This window comes from Synechococcus sp. BMK-MC-1 (genome assembly GCF_014279955.1).
GTDB lineage: Bacteria > Cyanobacteriota > Cyanobacteriia > PCC-6307 > Cyanobiaceae > Synechococcus_C.
Window position 1 is genome coordinate 795,883 of sequence record NZ_CP047939.1, and the last position, 17,034, is coordinate 812,916.

The following is a 17,034-nucleotide window of genomic DNA, read 5'->3' on the forward strand; positions in this document are numbered from 1 at the left end:
AGGCCCCATGGTTGACCAATTGATCACCGGGTTGGACTCCATGGCTCAGTTGCTGCTGGCCATGGATTCCGGCGTTGGTCTCCTGATCGGTGTGGGGATCTCGATGTCGGCATCCCATGGTTTTGCCCTGCTGGCGAACAGGCTGACGCCCCCTCAGATCCTGATGCACATGGTTGTTGATGCGCTTGTTCTCAGCCTGGCGTTTCTGCTCTGCATCCTCTGTCACAGCGTGATGTTGATGGTGTTTGAAGGGATCCCTTTGCAACCCATCACCTTTGCCAACCGCATGGGTGCTGCCCTCTGGCCTGGGCTGCTGTATGTGCTGGTGGCAGCTCCCTACGTCAGTGATGTGCTCGCCGTTGGCCTTCTGGCCTGGATTCACCTCAACGTGCTGGTGCTGCTGCAGGCCGTGTACGGCATCCCCTTTCAGACGGGACTGCTCGTGGCCTTGCCTGGTTACGTCGTGGCTCTCGTGCTGGTGGGTCTCTTATTTGCGCAACGCTGGCGCAGGAGTTACGACACCCTGGCCCGTGAAGTGACGGCTCTGTTGCAGTGATGGCAGTTTCGTCCGCGGTCATCCAACACCAACGCAGCCGTCTGCGTTTCGCCCGCCGCTGTCTCATAGCCGTTCTGGTGAGCGTTGCCGTGCTTGGCCTGCTTGGGCTGGCGGCCGTGCGTCGTGATGCTGAGGATCTTCTTCAACCTGAATCTCTGCTGGAGCTTTTGGTCTGGACCGGCTCTGTGCTGGTGGTCGTGATTGCTTTGGTGGGGGTGTATTCCGTGATGGCGGACTTCGTCTTCTGGGAGGGTTGGATGCGTGGTCTTCCCGATCCATCCCGTCTGTTTTCACAGGAGACCAGCCAAGCCTCGACCCATCGTCATTACCTCGTGTATCTCGATGGGATTCATCAAAGTGAGGAATGTCATCCGCCCAAAGTGTCGGAGTTCCTGGAATGTCTCGAGGCAGCGATTGCTGAAGACACGCTGCTCGTGAAGGGCATCGAGGCTTACACGATCACCAACGTTGGATTGCGCTCCACTGTGTTTGCCGGATGGTTCTGGCAGCGTCTCTTCTCGCTTCAGGAGCATCATCCCAACGCAGTGGTGCGCTTGATCTGTGCCATCTGCGTGCAGGCCAACAATGTGATCAAGGTGGGGATTTCATCGGATCGTCGCTACGGGCCGGTGATGAATTACGAGCTGGCGCTCAAGATCGCCCGCCGTCTTGGATTGATGGGGTTCCATCCCAGTCGGGCGTCCCGGGTTGTGCTTCTTGGTTACAGCGGAGGGGGGGAGATGGCCATCGGCACTGCTGAGATCCTGCAACAGTTATGCCGCGTGCCTGTTCAAGTGATCACTGTGTGTGGGGTGTTCAGTGGCAATGGCGCCCTGGACACCATCAACAATGTGGCGATGGTGGTGGGAAGCCGGGATCCGGTTGCCGCTCTGGGACGCATTGCCTACCCAGGTCGCCTTCCATGTCTGTTTCTGTCCAACTGGAATCGATGGCAGCGGCTTCATCCGCTTCATCGCTACCCCATTGAGGGGATGAGCCATAACGGCTCCTCAGGACCGTTTTCCATCACGTTCCGCAGCGCGGTGGTCGCTGCTGTTTGCCGTGAGCTAGAGCGCTCTGCGCTCAAGGTTTAGCGGTGCTTTCCCCATTCAGGGATCTCACCAGGGCGAATGGACTGTGGGGAGGCTGACTGGCGAGCAGGCGCCGGTTCGCGTCGTTGACGGAGTTGCGGTTGACGAACAGATCCTGAGGTGTGGTGTCCAGGCTCTGCCTGTAGCGCTCCACCATTTCAGCACTGGCCTTCAGTCCGTTCTCCAGGAGCTGATTGAGCTGATCGTCGAGGCGTTGACGCCAAAGACCACCCAGGGTTAGGGGGAACAAGTGCGTTGTTTGGCGCACGGCCACCTCCAGCATGGCCGTGGAATCGATGCAGTAGCCCAGCGCGCCGTAGCCGCCAATGACCAGTCGGTTTTGTTGGGCTGCACTGTTATGCACAGCACCCATCAGGTCGCAGAGATCCAGGGCAGCGCTGAGGGTCTCGCCGGTGAGCTCTGGCCCTGGGTAGGCCACCGTTCCATTGCTGCGGTCGTTCTGCCAGGGGCGATTGAGATCATTGAGAGCGGCCCAGCCGTTCAATCCTTCCGTTCCCTGGTAGTACTGAAGCAGGAAGGGTTCCCCGTGGTCGGGTTGCAGCTCCATCTCAAGGGAGCAGTGGGGGAGGAGAGCTCGGCGTTCCTCTCCCTGGGAATCGCAAAGACCTGTGCGGTACGGCACGGCCAAGGGAATTTGTGACCACTGATCACCGTCGCGGGTGCTGGCTCCCAGCCCGAAGCTGGCGACGCTGGCCCGGAAGCGGGCTCTGCACTGCCATCCCCCTGCGATCAGATGGGTGATCAACGCGGAGCTGCGATCGCAGCTTTCAAAGCGGAATGGCTCCGAGGAGCCTGGCGGTGGCGGCAAACGGTTGCTTCCCAGCACATTGAGAACCTGGGCGAGCGCACGGTTTCGCAAACGGGCATTCTCTGGTTGCAAAAACGGCAGGCCTTCGTTGCTCCACTGCAGCTCTGCACTGAATCCCTTCGCCACGCGGGCAAGGGCTCCTGCTCCTGGAGATGGGGGTGCGCTGTCCGGGCTCGAGATGGACTGCAGGGCGATCAGGTTGGTGGGCAACAACCGTGAGCTGCCATCGTCGAGATCAATGGAGCGCTGGCACCAGCGATCCATGGCATTCTTTTTGGTTGGTTGCCTCTTGCCCTCGTGGGCGATCAGATGCTGGAGATCATCGGCGAGAGCTGCGAGAAGCAGCGGACTCAGCAATCCATGTTCCAGCACACTTCCCAGGTTGCGTAGGGATTGCGGCAGGGCCGCCGGCTGCAGTCGCCAGCGTCTGGGCAGCATGAAGAGCAGGGGGATGAGCCGCTGATGATTCAGCTGGGTCAGGGTTGACTTGAGAAAGTCGTCGCGGCTGATATTCCGGCGCAGGCAGCTGGATTCGAGAGCTTGCTCGAATGGGACCAAAGGCGCGATGTCTGTGCCATCTCCCTGGGAATGCCCCCAGCTGTCACTCAGTTTCAGAAGGTCATCAGCCATGGCAGCGACCCCATTGGATCAGCTTGTCGTGGCTGCCAGCCCCGAATGGCGAATGAGCGCCGCGCTGCTGGCATCTCGACCTCGGAACTGCCGGTAGATCTCTGCTGGACGCAGGCTTCCTCCCAGGCTGAGGATCGTGTTCCGGAAGCGCTCGCCGGTGGCTGCCACAGCATCATCCTGCTCCAGACCAACCTCTTCAAACGCAGAGAAAGCATCCGCACTGAGAACTTCCGCCCACTTGTAGGAGTAATAGCCCGCTGCGTAACCCCCAGCAAAAATATGGCCGAAGGCGCAGAGAAAGCGATCGGTTGCGATCGGCGGCAGCACGGTGGTTGATTCGGCGATCTGGCGCCGGAATGCATCTGGGCTCAATCCGAGCTCGGGGGACCATTGGCTGTGCAGGCGCAGATCCGTGAGTGCGAAGTGGATCTGGCGCAGCGTGCCACTGCCCTGCATGAAAGTGCGGCTGCTGCAGAGCTTGTTGTAATCCGCCTCCGGCAACGGTTCACCGGTTGTCCAGTGCCGGGCCATGCCCATCAGTGTTCGGCGGTCGAAGCACCAGTTCTCCATGAACTGACTGGGGAGTTCCACGGCGTCCCACTCCACGTTGTTGATGCCTGCGGCCTGGGGATGGTCCACCGTTGTGAGCATGTGCTGCAGGCCATGCCCGAATTCGTGGAAGAGGGTCTCCACCTCTTCGAAGCTCATGAGGCTGGGGGTGTCCCCTGAGGGTGGGGTCTGATTGCAGATCAGATAGGCCACCGGCAGGGTGAGGTCACCGTTCGCTTGCTGTTTGCGGTTGAGGCACTCATCCATCCAGGCCCCGCCGCGCTTGCTGGCCGGCCGACTGAAAGGATCCAGATAGAAACCAGCCAGCGCCTCGCCGCTGCGGTCGAGAACGCGGAAGAACCGAACGTCTTCATGCCAGATCGGCGCGTCTCCATCGGCGGCTTCGATGCGAATCGCAAACAGGCGCTCGCAGAGGCTGAACAGGCCGTTGAGCACCTGGGGGAGGGGAAACCATGGCCTCAGAGCTTCTTGATCGAGATCGAAGCGCTCCCTGCGTAGTTGTTCAGCCCAATAGCTCACATCCCATGGCGCCAGGGTCTCGCTGACACCACGGCGGGCTGCGAGTTGGTTCAGTTCCTTGAGCTCCTGTTCAGCCACAGGAAGGGCTGCAGCTCTGAGTTCTTCCAGAAGGGTTTCCACTGCATCGACCCCATCGGCCATCTTGGAGGCCAAGCTGAGTTCGGCCCAGTTCGAGTAGCCCAGACGCTTGGCCTGCTCCTGGCGTAAAGCAAGGATTTCCTCGATGAGGGGGCCATTGTCGAGATCACCCTGGCTCGCCCGGCTCACGTAGGCCTTGTAGAGCGTTTCGCGAAGCGTGCGGTCCTCGGCATGGGTGAGGATCGGGAGGTAGCTCGGCATGTCCAGTCCGAGTCGCCACGGGCCGTCGGCGGCGGTGGGCTCGGCACCGGATGCGCTGCGCTCACCTGCAGTGGCTGCAGCAACGGCCAGAGTCTCCAGCACGCGTTCGGGAACTCCCTGCAGTTGATCCCGGTCGTGCACGACGAGGCTCCATTGCTGGGTGGCGTCGAGAACGTGATTGCTGAAACTGGTGGAGAGGGCGGCCAGACGCTCGCTGGTGCGGTTGAAGGCTTGCTGCTCGTCTCCTTGCAGACCCACACCGCGATGTTGCATCGACAGCAATTCGGTTTCGAGAATGCGCGTCTGGGTTGCATCGAGCGTGTGGGTGTCTTGCGCAAGCAAGGAACGCAGAGCCTGGTGCAGCACCACGCTCTGTCCAACCCTGTTGCTGAAGCGCACCACATCAGGTTGTTGGCGGGCGTGGGCTTCACGCAACTCCGGTGTGTTGCGAACGGCGGTGAGGTGCGTCACCACACCCCAGCTCCAGCGCAAGCGTTCCCCCAGCGCATGGAAGGGGGGCATGAGTTCGTCCCAGCTCAGGGGAGGGCTGCCTGGTTTGGAGATCCGAGCCCGAAGCTGATCTTCCAGGGCAGTGAATCTCTCAGAGAGATTTGCCAGAAGGGCGGGGATCTGTTGATCCACCTGTTCGGCATCGATGGCGTCGAACCGGGGGAGTCCCTCGCAACGCAGCAGTTCCGATGGGGGCATGGATGATCAGCCTGTGGGGAGGAGGGCGCGCATGGCGACCACGGTGTGTTTGGCCAGATCCACGGCGAGTGCATCGGTGGATGCTTCATACAGATCCATCGCGATCCGGGGCCAGATCCCAATCACCAGCGTTGGCACCAGCAGGGTGAGACCAATCACCAGCTCGCGAGGACGCATGTCCTCAACAAAAGCGAGGGCTGGAATCCGTGGACCGAAAAACACCCGACGGCACATCGACAGGAGGTAGATCGGCGTGAGAACCAGACCGATGGCTGCAAGCACGATCGTGGTGACTCTGAAGAGTGTGGTGAAACTCTCCTGGCTGGTGATGCCAAGAAACACGGTGATTTCACTGATGAATCCACTCATGCCCGGCAGGGCGAGGGATGCCAGGGAGCTGGCGAGGAAGAAGGCAAACGTGATCGGTAGCACCTTGGCCAAGCCGCCCATATTCGGAATGGAGAGGGTTTTGGTGCGCTCGTAAAAGCAGCCGGTGACGAAGAACATGGCCGCGGCAATCAGGCCATGGCTGATCATCTGCAGCATGGCGCCACTGATGCTGAGGGCATCGACGGCACCGATGCCCAGCAGCACAAACCCCATGTGGCTCACCGAGCTGCAGGCGATTCTGCGCTTCACGTTGTCCTGCGCGAAGGCATTGAGAGCGCCGTACACAATGTTGACGATGCCGAGGACGATCAGAGCCGGAGCCATCACGAGGTGGGCATCCGGAAGCATCTGAACGTTGAACCGGAGCAAGGCGTAACCACCCATCTTGAGGAGAACGCCGGCAAGGAGCATGGACACCGGAGCATTGGCTTCGCCGTGGGCATCCGGAAGCCAGGTATGAAGCGGGAACATCGGCAGCTTGACCCCGAACCCCACGAGGAATCCGAGGTAGCAAAGCAAGCCAAAACTTCCGCCCGGTGAGCGCTGTGCGAGCTCGTTGAGATTGAGGGTGAAGCTGTCTCCTGAGAGGGCCAGTGCCAGCCCGCTGATCAGGATCAGCAACGACGCCAGTGCGGTGTAAAGGATGAACTTGGTCGCGGCGTACTGACGGTTCTGCCCACCCCAGATGGCAATCAGCAGGTAAACCGGGACCAGCTCCAGCTCCCAGGCCAGGAAGAAGAGCAGGAAATCCTGGGACAGAAACACCAGGCCCTGAGCCGAGGCCTGAACCAGGAGCAGGCCGAAGTAAAGACGTGATTTATGGGTGACATTCCAGCTGGCTGCCACCGAGAGCAAGGTGACCAGTCCACTGAGAACCACAAGCGGAGCAGAGAGTCCGTCGGCCGCGAGGGACCATTCCAGGCCGATGGACGGAAGCCAGCTGACCCTTTCCACCAGTTGGAGCTCGCTGCTGAGCGGATCAAACTGCTGGCTGAACACAACCAGCATCAGCACGAGGTCAACAAGCAAGACCCCGATGGCCAGGTTGCGTGGCACCGGTGAAGGAGATTGGTCGTCGCCCGGCAACAACGGCATGATCAAGGCCGCCGCTGCTGGCAGCAACACGATCAGGGACAACCAGGGGAAGGCTGTGTCGGACGCAGCCGTCAGAGGCAGATTGGCGTCCATAGCGTCCACAACATTGAGACTGAACTTATCAGTTCCAAGGGTGCTGTTGAGTACAACTACCCAGCATCCCAGGGTTGCCAGTGGCTTCCGGTGGTCTGCAGGTTCAGCAGGGGAGCGCGGCTGGCGACGCCCACCGACTCCCAGGCTCGGACCATGGCCTGGCTGATGCCGGGGCCCTTGTCTTCTGAGCAAAGCGCCAGGATGCTGGGTCCTGCTCCACTGATGGCACAACCCCAGGCCCCGGCCTCGAGGGCGGCCTGGCGCACCTCCTGCCCGCCTTTGATCAAGCGCCAGCGGTAGGGCTCATGCAGCCGATCATGCATGCCATCGGCGATCAGATCGCCATTGCCTGTGCGCAGGCCCTGAAGGAGCAGGGTGAGCGCACCAAGATTCACCACCGCATCGCCCACTGGGACCGTTTTCGGCATGGCCCTCCGGGCTTCACTGGTGCTCAAGCGGATGGCAGGGATCGCCACCACAGCCTTGACGCTGTGCATCCATTCGCAACGCACCACCCGCCAGCGCTGTGATGCCGCCTTGGCGGTCATGCAAAGGCCCCCGAGCAGGGATGGCACCACATTGTCGGGATGCCCCTCAATGTCGATGGCCAATTCCAGCAATTTCTCTTTGCTCAGCGGTTCTCCGACCAAGGCATTGGCTCCCACCAGCCCGGCAACGATGGCTGTGGCACTGCTCCCGAGGCCACGGGCTGGCGGAACCGCCAGCCGCACCCTGGCTTCGAGCGCAACAGGCTCCTCTCCAGCTGCTTTCCAGACGCGCTGTGCGGCGCGGTAGACCAGGTTTTCGGCGCCGCCACGGAGATGGGAGCCCTCTTGCCCTTCGATGATCAGTTCGAAGCGTTCACCATCCCCCTCGATGCGCCGCATGGTGAAGCGGTTGTTCAGGTCGAGGGCTGCACCGAGACAGTCGAAGCCTGGTCCGATATTGGCTGTGGTGGCTGGAACATCCACCACAACGGTCTGGCCTATGCGTGGCTGCGCCATCGCTGATGCTCTGCTCAGGCCAGTGTCCCACCCGACTCCGCCAGATCACGCGCTCTGCAGGCCGCACTGAACAATCCCGCTTCCTGATCAGTCACCGCCCGGATGGTGAGACTCTCGATCAGAGGCCTGAAGCGTCCTTTGCGGCGCAGAGGCTCGAGAAACTGCGAGGAGCGCAGGCCATCGATGACCTTCTCCGCTGTGCCACCGCCGATCCAGAGTCCACCAGTGCAGAGCTCCTGAAGGGCCAGATCCCCTGCGGCAGAGCCATACGCTCCCAGCCATAGCGTCATCGCGGCCTGGGCCAGAGGATCCCCTGATGCGGCGGCCCGACTGGTGTGGGCCGGCAGGTCTTCATGATCCGGGTGCTCTGCTGGCAGCGTCGCCCAGGCTTTCGCCTTGCCTTGCAAGGGGTGATCGGTGTGCTCCTGCGCGGAGAGCAGCCAACACATCACGTGGCCAAGTCCCGTGCCGCTGACCACCCGTTCGATGGACAGCCGATCGAGATCGAGAGTGCTGCGCATCCACTGGGCCAGGTGCCATTCGTCTTCGGTTCGCGCTGCGAATTCGCGGTGACCTCCCTCGCTGGGCAAGGCCTGCCAGCCTCTGGCTGCCGGAAGGCCGCGGGCCATTCCCAGGCCAGTGCCTGCACCGAGAATGGCGACGGCCCCGCCGTCTTGGCCGGCTGCTGCTGGCGCGTCTCGGCCGCTTCCGGTCTGCAGCACCATCTGCTGTGACGCACTGAAGTGGGGCAGGCCATGGATGAGCACAGCAAAGTCATTGACCAGCTCCAGGCGTTGCAGCCCTGTGGCTTTGCACAGCGAGGCCTCACTCATGCTCCAGGGGAGGTTCGTGAGCTTTGCCGTGCCGTTCTGCACCGGTCCGGCCACGGCGATGCAGCTGGTTTCCGGTTTGGAGAGACCTTGAGGCAACGTCTTGAGGAAATCGCCAAGCATCGACTCCAGGTCGCTCCACTCCGCCGAGACGTAGCGATGGGAGTGAATCTTGTTCAGCCCCTCCTCGGATTCGCTGTAAAGGGCCAGAAGGGTCTTGGTGCCTCCGAGATCACCGGCCAAAAATGTATTGGCTGCCATGGGATGGGGTCTGGCATCGATCCCAAGGGTGGAGATCGAGCTGTCGAAAGGCAAGCAATCCAGGCGACATTCCCGGCGGGTTGCAGTCGTTACCGCTGTGCTTCGCTGCCAGCTGCAGGGAAGAAGTCCAGGGGAAGCGGTCCCCAGGTGGTGCTGGGCTGGCTCTCGTCCTCACCATGCCCAGTGATCAGGATTCCCTGGCCGAGGCCGTGTTCAATGCGGATGCGGACCGATCCACCTTGTTGGTTCGCTTTGAGGAAGACAGGACCGTCTTCGTCGGTGCCGTCGACAACGTCCATGGGATCCCATCCCTGGCTTGTTTCCAGCGCCCTGAGGGCCGCGAGGGCTTGTTTGGCAGAGGGGGCCATCACGCCGACGGTGAACCAGGTGGCATTGGCCATGGCCTCACGCAGCTCGGACCGCAGGTGGGCGGACGCGTCTTCGCTGAGCTCCGGAGCACCGCGCAGGCGGGCCAGATCGGAGAGGGAGGAGATCGGAGAATCGCCCATCAGTTCAGCTCCAGTCCTGCGGCACGTTGGCTGTTGGCGTTTTGAGCGGCGCGGAGCAGATCGGCCACAGCGACCACACCAAGATCACCATCCCTGCGGCTGCGCAGACTCACGGCGTTCTGCTCGGCTTCCTTGGCACCGATCACCGCCAACACGGGGATCTTCATCTGCTCCCCGGTGCGGATCAACTTGCCGAGCCGGTCGCCGCTGCGATCGATGGTGGCCCGCACGCCCGCCTGGGTGAGCTGGTCGAGCAGGCTTTCGGCGTAGGGCTGTACCTCATCGGTGACCGGCAGAAGTCGCACCTGCTCCGGGGCCAGCCAGAGGGGGTAATCGCCGGCGTAGTTCTCGGTCATGATCCCGAAGAACCGTTCCAGCGAGCCGAAGATGGCCCGGTGGATCATGATCGGGCGCTGCTTGCTGCCATCAGCCGCGATGTAGTCGAGCTTGAACCGCTCCGGCAGGTTGAAATCGAGCTGGATGGTGGAGCATTGCCACATCCGGCCGATGGCGTCTTCAATCTTGAGGTCGATCTTGGGGCCGTAGAAAGCACCGCCACCTTCATCGATCTTGTAAGCCCAGCCCTTGCGTTCCAGCGCTTCGATCAGGCCTTTGGTGGCCAGGTCCCAGACGGCGTCATCGCCGATGGACTTCTCCGGGCGGGTGGAGAGGTTGATCTCGTAGGTGTTGAAATCGAAGGTGGAGAGGATCCTCTCGGTGAGATCGAGAATTTTCAGGATCTCGTCGCTGATCTGCTCGGGCAGGCAGAACACGTGGGCGTCGTCTTGGGTGAAGCCGCGCACACGCATCAGGCCGTGCATCACACCCGGCCGCTCGTAGCGGTACACGGTTCCCAGTTCGGCCCAACGGATCGGCAGTTCCCGGTAGCTGCGCAGCTTGCTGGCGTAGGTGAGCACGTGGAACGGGCAGTTCATCGGCTTGAGCTGGTACTCCCGCTCGTCCACCTCCATCGGGCCGAACATGCTCTCGGCGTAGAAATCGAGGTGGCCGGAGGTCTTCCAGAGGCTGATATCGGCCACGTGGGGCGTGTAGAGCAGCTCGTAGCCCCCTTCGAAGTGGGCCTGGCGCCAGAACTCCTCGATCAACAGACGCATGCGGGCGCCGCGAGGGTGCCAAAACACCAGGCCGGCGCCGGCTTCATCCTCGATCGAGAACAGATCAAGGTCTTTGCCGATGCGGCGATGATCCCTGCGCAGGGCCTCTTCCTTGCGGCGTTTGTGCTCGGCCAGTTGCTCGGCGGTTTCCCAAGCCGTGCCGTAGATCCGCTGCAACTGGGCTTTGGTTTCATCACCGCGCCAGTAGGCCCCCGCCACGCTCTCCAGCTCAAAAGCCTTGGCGTTGAGCTGGCCGGTGTGCTCCACGTGGGGGCCGGCGCAGAGGTCCCACCAGTCCTCTCCGAGGGTGTAGAGGGTGATGGGCTCCTGGAGGCCTTCAAGGATCTCGAGCTTGTAGGGCTCGTTCTGGGCTTTGATTTTTTCCTCGGCTTCGCTACGGCTCACCTCGACCCGTTCCAGAGGCAGCTTTTTGTTGATGATCTTGATCATCCCTTTTTTGATGGCCTTCAGATCCGCCTCGGTAAAAGGCTCCGGATTGTCGAAGTCGTAATAGAACCCGGATTCTGTCCAGGGGCCGATGGTGACGCGAGCGTTGGGGAAGAGCTGTTGCACCGCCATGGCCATCACATGGCTCATGGAGTGGCGGATCCTGAGCAGTTGCTCGTTTTCGCTGGTTTTGGGCAGCACCACTGGGCTGGGGGAGGCTGAAGTCGTTGCTGCCGCGCTGCTCACCGTCTGCTGATCGTGATTCGCCATCCTATGGGGGTGCTGCCCAAAACCCTGGATGAAACCGGACCGGGACCCTGAAGCTGATGCCCTGCTGGAGACCCTGCTGGATTCATTGCTGAAGGATTTCAATCACTGGTTCCGTCGCGGAGAGGAGTTGCTTGAGGTCTGCCCCGACGTCGTGATGGATGGGGCCGCTCGTGAGGCCATGGCGGCTCGGCTGACGGAGGGCCTCCGTGCGATCGAGGCAACACGCGCGCTCGTCAATGCCAGTCCTGAGGCGATGGCCGTGTCGATGGAGGCCATGGCGCCCTGGCACCAGCTGGTGATGGAGGTTTGGGCTCTGGCCGCTCAGGTGAGCAGGGCCTCGCGATGAGCCGTGCTTCAGGCCATCGACGCAGCGGTTGGATCAGCTTGGGGGTGCTTGCAGCCCTTGCGCTGCGTGCCCGGGGCGTGCCTCTGCTGTTGCCAGGGTGCCCTTTGCGAACGCTCACGGGGATTCCCTGTCCCACTTGTTTTCTCACCCGTTCAGCTCTGGCGACGCTGCACGGTGACCTCGGTGAAGCTCTGGAACTTCATCTTTTCGGCCCGCCGCTGGTGCTGGGCCTTGGCTGGTTCGGATTGCGGCAGGGGGTTCTGGGCAGGGAACTGCCAAAACTGCAGAGCTCGGGCTGGCGCATGCTCCTCGCGATCGGGGCAGGACTCGGTTTGTACTGGGTCCTGCGTCTGACGCTCTGGTTTGTTTTGGATGTTCCCCTGCCGGCTTGATCGGCGTCAGGTGCCCTGGCGCAGCTCGAGCAGATTGCTTTCGTAGAAGGCTAGGAGTTCAGCGTGGCTCTTCACCGGTTGGCCATAGGCACTGAGCCCTGCATGGGTGGGAAAGGAGGCCCACTCCGGTGCCAGACGGTTCATGGCGGTTCGGGTCAAGCCATGGCGGTCAACCTCCTGCAGGGCGCCGCGCTTGTTCACCAAGTGCAGAGCCGCCTGGTCTTGATGGTTGGGAGCGAAGCTGGGAAGGTTGAGGCTTCGGGCCGTTTCTTGCCAGGTGCTGGGCAGGAACTGATAAGCGCCTGCGGCCGCGCTGGTGTAGCGCTTCACCACCACCCGTTCGGGATGACGGGATAGATCCTGAAAAAGCCCGCCTCCGTAGAGGGTGCGATAGCCAAGGTCATGGCCGTCCTTCCAGGTTCCTTCGGCGTAGCGGATGGTGTTGAGAAGGGCCCTGCGCTCGGGAGTGATGGTGTACGGAGTGGCTTTGAGATCCTTTGAGCGCTCGCTCCGATCTTGGCTGCGAAGCGCCTCGGCCACGACTTGGGCCTGATCCACCCGCGTCGCGGCGCGTTCAGCCTGGATGCTCGTCCCCAGCGTCATCACCAGACCCACGCTCAGGGTTCCCAAGCCAAGAACCCTGGCTCTGGAGGGCTTGAGCGCGTGAATCAGCGTGACGGTTTGACGAAGCAAGTGGGCAACACTCCAAAACGTTTCGAAGCGTCACCCTCGTCAATGGGACGGGGCTCTGACGAGGGGAACCTCCCCCCTCTTGACGACGTGAGCGGTGTGTGCCTAGGCACAAAGACTCAGGCAAAGATTGCCGCGAGACCCGTGAGACTCCTGTTGCGCACTGGCAAGCCCCTGTGGCGAGGGCGCTGGCGTGTTCCGAGGCTCTCAGGAAGCTCTAATCATTAGGGAAGCTTTTTAATTGCTTCATCATTGATCAGCTCGCCGTGAGAAAGCCCAGGGCGGCGCGAACTCTTTGCGCGCTGGCATCAGCAACGGCGCTGGCCCGCTCTCGGCCGGTTTCCAAAACCGCGAGGAGCTGACCCCGATCTGCCATCAGGTCTTGATAGCGCTTCTGGATCGGCTCGAGGGCTGCCACGGTGGCCTCCGCAAGCAGGGGTTTGAATTGACCCCAACCCATCGCTGCGCACTCCGTGGCCGCGGCTTCACGTCCCTTGCCGCTCAGCAGCGCATAAAGACCAAGGAGATTGTCTGTCTCCGGCCGCTCAGGGTTGCCGAACTCGAGACCGCGTTCTGGGTCAGTCTTGGCCCGTTTGATCTTTTTAGTGATCAGTTCCGGAGGGTCGAGCAGGGTGATGCGGCTTCCCTCGTTTGGGTCGCTCTTGCTCATCTTGCTGCGACCGTCGGTGAGGCTCATCACCCGAGCACCATCCTTGAGGATCAACGGTTTGGGAACCTTCAGGATCGGGGCATCCTCGCTCCCGAACCGGGCATTGATGCGCTGCTGGGCGATGTCACGGGCGAGCTCGAGATGCTGTTTCTGGTCCTCTCCGACGGGGACGAGGTCCGCGTCATACAGAAGGATGTCAGCAGCCATGAGCACTGGGTAATCCAGGAGGCCCACGGACACGTTGTCACCCTGTTTCACGGCCTTCTCTTTGAACTGGATCATGCGTTCCAGCCAGTTGAGGGGGGTGACGCAGTTCAGCAGCCAGCACAGTTCGCTGTGGGCCGAGACCTGGCTCTGCACAAAGATTGTGCAGAGTTCAGGATCGAGCCCGCAGGCCAGGTAAAGAGCCGCCGTTGTGAGGGTGTCCTCCGCGAGGCGCTGCGGATCGTGGGGCACGGTTACCGCGTGCAGATCCACCACACAGAAAAACGTGTCGTGGTCATGCTGCAGATCCACCCAGTTTCGGATTGCTCCGAGCCAGTTCCCTAGGTGCAGGGCCCCGGTTGGCTGGACGCCAGAAAGAACGCGTGGCCGGCCCATCGATCAGGCTCCGGGATCGCTGGTTGGGGCCGCTTCAGCCGCAGCTTGTTCGCTCTCTGCTGCTGCCGGTTCCGCAGACGCCGGCTCAACATCAGCGTCTGCACTGGTTTCGGGCGTGGGCTCGGGTTCCGGCGCAGGTGGCTGGGGCTTGGCGGGTCGTGCGAAGGGGTCAGGCCTGGAGCTGCGTCCTCCTTCGCCGCGGCTCTCGCCACGACGACCGCCGCGATCATCATCCCGGCGACCGCCGCCGCGGTTGCCCTGGGCGCGTTGCTGGGCGACCAGCTCGTCAAGCATTCCATCCTCGAGCATTTGCCCAAGGGTGCGGACGGCAAAGCCGAGCACAGCCACGGTGGAGCGCAGATTGAGGGCTTCTTGGAGCGCCCGAGCGGAGCGCATCTCGTTGTCGCTCAACCTGATCCTGAAGCCGCCACCCTCTCGGTTACCGGGGCCACGGCCACCTCGGGCGCCACGACCGCCCTCGCGGCCGCCTTCACCTGGTCCGCCCTGTTGGCGGGAATCGCTGTAGGAATCAGTCATGGCCTGGGGCCTGGAGTCAGGCGCAAGTGTGACGCATCACCGCAAACCCGCGAGTTTGGTGGGGAGCTTCCTCAGCTGTTTCAACCCTTGGCTCAAGCTTTCGCTCAACCGTGGGTTCCCCGAAAGGTGATCTGCTGTTCGGCGTAATCGCGCGGCTCCAGGTGGATGGTGCAGCGCACCGGTCCAAAGCGGGTCTCCAGCCGCTCCTCAACCTGTTCGGTGATGCGATGGGCTGCGGCCAGGTCATCCACATCCACCACCATGTGCATGTCGATGAAGACCCGCTGACCCAGGACTCCCCGGCTCGCAATGTCATGGCAGTTCAGCACTCCCGGAACATCCATGGCCTGAGCATGGATGGCTTCGGGGGCAATGGCGATGTGATCGACCAGCCAGGGCAGGTTGTCCCGCAGAACATGCCAGCACACACGGATCAGGATGATGGCCAGGGGCATGGCCAGGGCCAGATCCAGCCAATTCACTTGGAAGATCCAAGCGCCAGTGAGCCCAACCAGCACGATCACGGTGGTCCAGATGTCGCTGGTGGTGTGATTGGCATCAGCCAGCAGCAGCTGACTGTTGAGCTTGCGACCTTGCCGGCGTTCGTAGCGGGCCAGAACCACATTGAGAACGAGCACCAGGAGCAGCAACAGCAGCTCTGAGCCTTCGATCTTCAACCGGGGTAAACCCTCCAGGATGCGCTGGCCAGCGGTGATCAGGATTTCGATCGCCGTGAAGAAGATGAAACCAGCAATCGCCAGGGCGCCGATTCCTTCGTATTTATCGTGTCCGTAGGGATGATCCCGGTCCGGTCTCGGATCAGACAAGCTGTTGGTGATCAGGGCCAAAAGGCTGGACAGCGCATCCGTGGCGCTGTGCATGGCATCGGCGATCACGGCCAGAGATCCGCTGATCAACCCCACCACAAGTTTCAGGGCGGTCATGCAGAGGTTGATGGACAAGGCCACCATCAGCACCCGCTTCACCTCATCTCGGCGGTCGCTGGCCATCGACAGCAATGTCTTGCACTTTCACCATATGGAGTGGTGCCCGTTCTGGCCGCAACGGAGGGTCGGATTGCCTGCTGCACGATTGCAGGCTGGTCATCAAGGTGTGCCGAAGGCAGCAGAGTGAGCTAGGAAAGCCGGGTCCGTGGACCCGATGTGCAGTTTCCGGTTCAATCGATCCGCAACCTGGTTGGCTCCGGTTGGTCTCTCTCCCCTCGCCTTGCGGGGCGTCTGGCTCTCTCCGCCGGCGTTCTCAGCGCAGGGCACTGGCTGCTCACGGATGTGGCACACATTCCTGGCGGGGGGATGGGCGTCGTCGCTGCTGGTGCAGGCCTTTGGTGGCTGTCCCGTCCGCCGAAGGCCCCGGCCTTCAAAGAACCTGAATCGCTGAAGGCCTGGGTTCAACGCTGCGAACAGGTGCTGGGCCAGTTCGCCGAACTCGAAACGGTGCTTGGGCTGCCTGAACTGCGCGCTGCCAGAGCAGCGGAGCTGCAAAAGAGGCTGGCTTTCGATGATCCGCTCAGTCTTGGGGTGGTGGCCACGGATGGCACACCCTTGCCGTCGACTGAGCAATTGCAGTCCGCGCTGGCGGGGGTGCGCAACCTTGATCTCTGTATCGGACGGCCTCTCCCCGTTGTCGGCACGACCTGGAGCTGGCCAGACGATCTGCAGCGACTCGATGTTCTCCTGCACGTATTGCCCATCCCCTTGCGGGCGGCTGATCTGCTCTGGCTCGAGCAGCTGCCTGTTGATCGTCCTGTTTGGTTGCTGCTCGCGGCGGAGTCATCCACTCCCGAGCAGATTCAGGCCTTGATCTGTCAGCTTCCAGAGCGCTGGCATTCGCGGCTTCTCCCCTGGGAAGGAGCCGCCGCAACCTTGCGACCTGTGCTTCAGCCTGTGCGACGTCAGCTTGATGATCCGCAACGGGTTCGGCAGAGCACACGCCAGAGGCTGCTGCGTGATCTGCATCGCCATTGGCAGGCCGAGCTGGAAGGGTTCCGTCGCGAACGGTTTCGGGCTTTGCTTCAGCGCAGCCAGTGGATTGTGGCCGGTGTGGTGGCTGCGTCACCGGTGCCCAGTGTCGATCTTTTGGCGGTCGCGGTTGGCAACGGCTTGATGGTCAAAGAAATGGCCAAAATCTGGAGTTGTCCCTGGAGTCAGGACGTGCTGCAAGCGGTGGTTCGTCAGCTCGGTAGCGCCGCGTTGGCCCAGGGGGTTGTGGAGTGGAGCGGCCAGGCACTGCTTGGACTGGCCAAGCTTGATGGGGCGAGCTGGCTGGCAGCTGGCGCAGTTCAAGCGTTGAGTGCGGCCTACCTCACCCGTGTGGTGGGAGCGTCGATGGCCGACTGGATGGCTCTGAATGCCGGTGTTGCTGAGCCTGATCTTGAGGAGCTCAAGCGTCAAGCGCCGTTGCTGGTGGCCCGTGCGGCAGAGCGTGAACGACTTGATCTTTCTGGTTTCGCCCAGCAGGCGCGTGATTGGATCCGAACACGGAGCGATTGGATCACCACGTGAGTTCAAACAACTTCATGACGT

The 17,034-nt window shown here is 61.9% G+C and carries 16 protein-coding genes; 5 read left to right on the forward strand and 11 right to left on the reverse strand.

What is annotated here, in order from left to right; translation table 11 throughout:
- The first annotated feature begins 7 nt into the window (after positions 1-7).
- Both SynBMKMC1_RS04275 and SynBMKMC1_RS04280 read left to right on the forward strand, forming a co-directional pair.
- Complete coding sequence (locus SynBMKMC1_RS04275; RefSeq protein ID WP_186472818.1) at positions 8-556, forward strand: hypothetical protein; 549 nt, start codon at positions 8-10, stop codon at positions 554-556.
- Complete coding sequence (locus SynBMKMC1_RS04280; RefSeq protein ID WP_186472819.1) at positions 556-1,650, forward strand: alpha/beta hydrolase; 1,095 nt, start codon at positions 556-558, stop codon at positions 1,648-1,650. The genes SynBMKMC1_RS04275 and SynBMKMC1_RS04280 overlap by 1 nt, the downstream gene beginning before the upstream one ends.
- Here SynBMKMC1_RS04280 and SynBMKMC1_RS04285 read toward each other — a convergent pair.
- The 7 genes from SynBMKMC1_RS04285 to thrS all read right to left on the reverse strand — a co-directional run bounded on the left by SynBMKMC1_RS04285 (position 1,640) and on the right by thrS (position 11,256).
- On the reverse strand, positions 1,640-3,106 hold the full coding sequence (locus tag SynBMKMC1_RS04285; RefSeq protein ID WP_186472820.1) for a hypothetical protein: 1,467 nt from the start codon (positions 3,104-3,106) through the stop codon (positions 1,640-1,642). The two genes, SynBMKMC1_RS04280 and SynBMKMC1_RS04285, sit on opposite strands and share 11 nt — an antisense overlap.
- An 18-nt stretch (positions 3,107-3,124) precedes the next feature.
- The gene (locus tag SynBMKMC1_RS04290) at positions 3,125-5,242 is read right to left on the reverse strand and encodes a M3 family metallopeptidase (protein ID WP_186472821.1); all 2,118 of its coding nucleotides are present in this window, start codon (positions 5,240-5,242) and stop codon (positions 3,125-3,127) included.
- Between the two features lie 6 nt (positions 5,243-5,248).
- Positions 5,249-6,820, reverse strand: coding sequence for an NAD(P)H-quinone oxidoreductase subunit 4 (locus tag SynBMKMC1_RS04295; RefSeq protein ID WP_186472822.1), 1,572 nt, complete (start codon positions 6,818-6,820; stop codon positions 5,249-5,251).
- A 56-nt stretch (positions 6,821-6,876) separates the two neighbouring features.
- Entirely contained in the window at positions 6,877-7,824 is a 948-nt protein-coding gene (gene thrB, locus SynBMKMC1_RS04300) for a homoserine kinase (protein WP_011932682.1), read from the reverse strand.
- 14 nt (positions 7,825-7,838) lie between these two features.
- A complete protein-coding gene (locus tag SynBMKMC1_RS04305) occupies positions 7,839-8,915 on the reverse strand; it encodes a glucokinase (protein WP_186473319.1) in 1,077 nt (358 codons plus the stop codon).
- An 89-nt stretch (positions 8,916-9,004) separates the two neighbouring features.
- Positions 9,005-9,424, reverse strand: coding sequence for a DUF1824 family protein (locus tag SynBMKMC1_RS04310; protein ID WP_186472823.1), 420 nt, complete (start codon positions 9,422-9,424; stop codon positions 9,005-9,007).
- Positions 9,424-11,256, reverse strand: coding sequence for a threonine--tRNA ligase (gene thrS / locus SynBMKMC1_RS04315; RefSeq protein ID WP_186472824.1), 1,833 nt, complete (start codon positions 11,254-11,256; stop codon positions 9,424-9,426). The genes SynBMKMC1_RS04310 and thrS overlap by 1 nt, the downstream gene beginning before the upstream one ends.
- Before the next feature lie 28 nt (positions 11,257-11,284).
- Between thrS and SynBMKMC1_RS04320 the strand changes: the two genes are divergently transcribed.
- Both SynBMKMC1_RS04320 and SynBMKMC1_RS04325 read left to right on the forward strand, forming a co-directional pair.
- Complete coding sequence (locus SynBMKMC1_RS04320; protein ID WP_011932686.1) at positions 11,285-11,602, forward strand: DUF2605 domain-containing protein; 318 nt, start codon at positions 11,285-11,287, stop codon at positions 11,600-11,602.
- A complete protein-coding gene (locus tag SynBMKMC1_RS04325; RefSeq protein ID WP_186472825.1) occupies positions 11,599-11,994 on the forward strand; it encodes a DUF2752 domain-containing protein in 396 nt (131 codons plus the stop codon). The genes SynBMKMC1_RS04320 and SynBMKMC1_RS04325 overlap by 4 nt, the downstream gene beginning before the upstream one ends.
- A gap of 6 nt (positions 11,995-12,000) precedes the next feature.
- Here the strand turns inward: SynBMKMC1_RS04325 and SynBMKMC1_RS04330 are convergent, their stop codons facing one another.
- From SynBMKMC1_RS04330 to SynBMKMC1_RS04345, 4 genes are all read right to left on the reverse strand, one after another.
- Positions 12,001-12,597 carry a glycoside hydrolase family 104 protein gene (locus SynBMKMC1_RS04330; protein ID WP_255486371.1) on the reverse strand — a complete coding sequence of 199 codons (597 nt, stop codon included), beginning with the start codon at positions 12,595-12,597 and terminating at the stop codon, positions 12,001-12,003.
- 343 nt (positions 12,598-12,940) lie between these two features.
- Positions 12,941-13,954, reverse strand: coding sequence for a tryptophan--tRNA ligase (gene trpS / locus SynBMKMC1_RS04335; protein WP_011932689.1), 1,014 nt, complete (start codon positions 13,952-13,954; stop codon positions 12,941-12,943).
- A 3-nt stretch (positions 13,955-13,957) separates the two neighbouring features.
- Complete coding sequence (locus SynBMKMC1_RS04340) at positions 13,958-14,491, reverse strand: hypothetical protein (protein WP_186472826.1); 534 nt, start codon at positions 14,489-14,491, stop codon at positions 13,958-13,960.
- Between the two features lie 104 nt (positions 14,492-14,595).
- Positions 14,596-15,501 (reverse strand): cation diffusion facilitator family transporter, encoded by a 906-nt coding sequence (locus SynBMKMC1_RS04345; RefSeq protein ID WP_011932691.1) that lies wholly within the window; start codon positions 15,499-15,501, stop codon positions 14,596-14,598.
- Between the two features lie 153 nt (positions 15,502-15,654).
- Here SynBMKMC1_RS04345 and SynBMKMC1_RS04350 point away from each other — a divergent pair, with 153 nt between their 5' ends.
- The gene (locus SynBMKMC1_RS04350; protein ID WP_186472827.1) at positions 15,655-17,013 is read left to right on the forward strand and encodes a YcjF family protein; all 1,359 of its coding nucleotides are present in this window, start codon (positions 15,655-15,657) and stop codon (positions 17,011-17,013) included.
- Positions 17,014-17,034: the final 21 nt, after the last annotated feature.

Coding starts and splice junctions, on each gene's coding strand:
- SynBMKMC1_RS04285 (WP_186472820.1), bottom strand. CDS start 3,106: ATGGCTGATGACCTTCTGAAACTGAGTGACAGCTGGGGGCATTCCCAG.
- SynBMKMC1_RS04290 (WP_186472821.1), bottom strand. CDS start 5,242: ATGCCCCCATCGGAACTGCTGCGTTGCGAGGGACTCCCCCGGTTCGAC.
- SynBMKMC1_RS04275 (WP_186472818.1), top strand. CDS start 8: ATGGTTGACCAATTGATCACCGGGTTGGACTCCATGGCTCAGTTGCTG.
- thrB (WP_011932682.1), bottom strand. CDS start 7,824: ATGGCGCAGCCACGCATAGGCCAGACCGTTGTGGTGGATGTTCCAGCC.
- trpS (WP_011932689.1), bottom strand. CDS start 13,954: ATGGGCCGGCCACGCGTTCTTTCTGGCGTCCAGCCAACCGGGGCCCTG.
- thrS (WP_186472824.1), bottom strand. CDS start 11,256: ATGGCGAATCACGATCAGCAGACGGTGAGCAGCGCGGCAGCAACGACT.
- SynBMKMC1_RS04340 (WP_186472826.1), bottom strand. CDS start 14,491: ATGACTGATTCCTACAGCGATTCCCGCCAACAGGGCGGACCAGGTGAA.
- SynBMKMC1_RS04310 (WP_186472823.1), bottom strand. CDS start 9,424: ATGGGCGATTCTCCGATCTCCTCCCTCTCCGATCTGGCCCGCCTGCGC.
- SynBMKMC1_RS04320 (WP_011932686.1), top strand. CDS start 11,285: ATGAAACCGGACCGGGACCCTGAAGCTGATGCCCTGCTGGAGACCCTG.
- SynBMKMC1_RS04345 (WP_011932691.1), bottom strand. CDS start 15,501: ATGGCCAGCGACCGCCGAGATGAGGTGAAGCGGGTGCTGATGGTGGCC.
- SynBMKMC1_RS04280 (WP_186472819.1), top strand. CDS start 556: ATGGCAGTTTCGTCCGCGGTCATCCAACACCAACGCAGCCGTCTGCGT.
- SynBMKMC1_RS04325 (WP_186472825.1), top strand. CDS start 11,599: ATGAGCCGTGCTTCAGGCCATCGACGCAGCGGTTGGATCAGCTTGGGG.
- SynBMKMC1_RS04305 (WP_186473319.1), bottom strand. CDS start 8,915: ATGGCAGCCAATACATTTTTGGCCGGTGATCTCGGAGGCACCAAGACC.
- SynBMKMC1_RS04330 (WP_255486371.1), bottom strand. CDS start 12,597: ATGACGCTGGGGACGAGCATCCAGGCTGAACGCGCCGCGACGCGGGTG.
- SynBMKMC1_RS04295 (WP_186472822.1), bottom strand. CDS start 6,820: ATGGACGCCAATCTGCCTCTGACGGCTGCGTCCGACACAGCCTTCCCC.